This window comes from Nocardioides sp., from assembly GCF_024509035.1.
In the GTDB taxonomy this organism is placed as follows: Bacteria; Actinomycetota; Actinomycetes; order Propionibacteriales; family Nocardioidaceae; genus Nocardioides.
In genome coordinates this window covers 19,775-21,296 of record NZ_JANINT010000326.1, presented here as the reverse complement: position 1 = coordinate 21,296, position 1,522 = coordinate 19,775, and the positions used below count along the sequence as shown (strand labels likewise).

General features: G+C 73.7%; 2 protein-coding genes. One reads left to right on the top strand and one right to left on the bottom strand.

Annotated features, from left to right (window positions below):
• Nucleotides 1-455: hypothetical protein (locus Q0L15_RS20400; protein ID WP_296606491.1), on the top strand; the 455-nt coding region annotated here is incomplete at its 5' end.
• A 377-nt stretch (nt 456-832) separates the two neighbouring features.
• Here the strand turns inward: Q0L15_RS20400 and Q0L15_RS20395 are convergent.
• The coding region (locus tag Q0L15_RS20395) for an alpha/beta hydrolase (protein WP_296606490.1) at nt 833-1,522 on the bottom strand (690 nt) is incomplete at its 5' end.

The window sequence follows — 1,522 nt, the reverse complement described above, 5'->3', positions numbered from 1 at the left end:
TTGACATCCGCACCAGCGGCGAGCCGGTGTCGGTGCGCATCGCCAACACCGCGACGGTCTCCGCCACCGCACCCGACGCCACCACGGCCGACGACCGGGCGACCAGCACGTTCACGGCGTACGGCGACGGCTGGGCGATCCTGCCCACCACCACCGCCAGCGTGGCCGGCAGCGCCCGGTCGGCGTCGGTGGGACTCGCGGTCCGGTGTGCGAGCGACTGCGTCGTCAGCGCCCGCCTCGTGGCGGTCAGCCGCATCCGGGGCACGGCGCTGCGCGCCGGGTCGACCCTCGGCAGCGGTCGGGCCACGCTGACCGCCGGCGACGGGCAGCTGACGCTGCGCGCAACCGGTGCCGCCGCGACCGCGCTCACCAGCCGCAAGGTCACCCGTGCGAAGGTCGTCATCACCACCAGCGACGGCGCCACGACCACCAAGACCATCAGCCTGCGACGCTGACGAGCGAGCGGACCAGACCGCTGCGTGAACAATCCCCGAACCGGGCCCGCACGCTCCGGATCGAGTTCACGATGGAGCCATGAGCTCCTCGGGGGAGGGGTCTGCGTGCGTGCGCTGCGGGCACACACGCACGACGCCGGTCAGCGCCACACGACGGTTGATGCTGCGGATCCGCGGTCGGACCGTCCGGGTCGGCTGCGGGGAGCCGACCGACAACGGGTGGCCGTGCCCGTGTCGTAGCCGGTTCCACGCTGCCTGAGGGTGGGCGTGGGGATCGGCCGCCGCCGATGTAACGCCGTGTTACCCCTTCTGCCTCCGGCGCTGCACCACGGTGGGAGGAAGGGGTAACACGGCGTTACAGGTGGGCCGCGGCCCGCTCAGGCGCCGAGGGCGGCCTTGAGCTTGACGGCGATCTCGGCGTTGGCGGCGCGGGCGGTGCGGCCGGCGCCGACGATGTTGAAGAACCCGTGGATCTGGTCGGTGAAGCGACGCAGCTCGACGTGCACGCCGGCGTCGACGAGGCGGCGGGCGTAGGCCTCGCCCTCGTCGCGCAGCGGGTCGAAGCCGGCGGTGGCGACGTACGCCGGCGCCAGGCCGGCCGGGAGGTCGGCGTAGAGCGGTGAGACCCGCGGGTCGCGGGGGTCGCCGGCGCCGATGTAGCACTCGTTCGCGAGGTCCATGAACGCCTTGGTGAGGTAGAAGCCGTCGGCGAACAGCTCCGCGCTCTCGGTCTCGCGCACCGCGTCGGTCGCGGGGTAGACGAGCAGCTGGAAGGCCAGCGGCAGACCAGCCCGCGCAGTCTCGATCGCAACCACGGCGGCGAGGTTGCCGCCCGCCGAGTCGCCGCCGACCGCGATCCGCGCGGGGTCGGCGCCCACCTCGGCGGCGTGGTCGACGACCCAGCGGTGGGCGGCCAGCGCGTCGTCGTACGACGCGGGGAACGGCTCCTCCGGCCCGAGCCGGTAGTCGACGGCGAGCACCCGCACCCCGGAGCGCTCGGCGAGGAACCGGCAGGAGGCGTCGTGGGACTGCAGGTCGCCGTACATGAAGCCGCCGCCGTGGAAGAA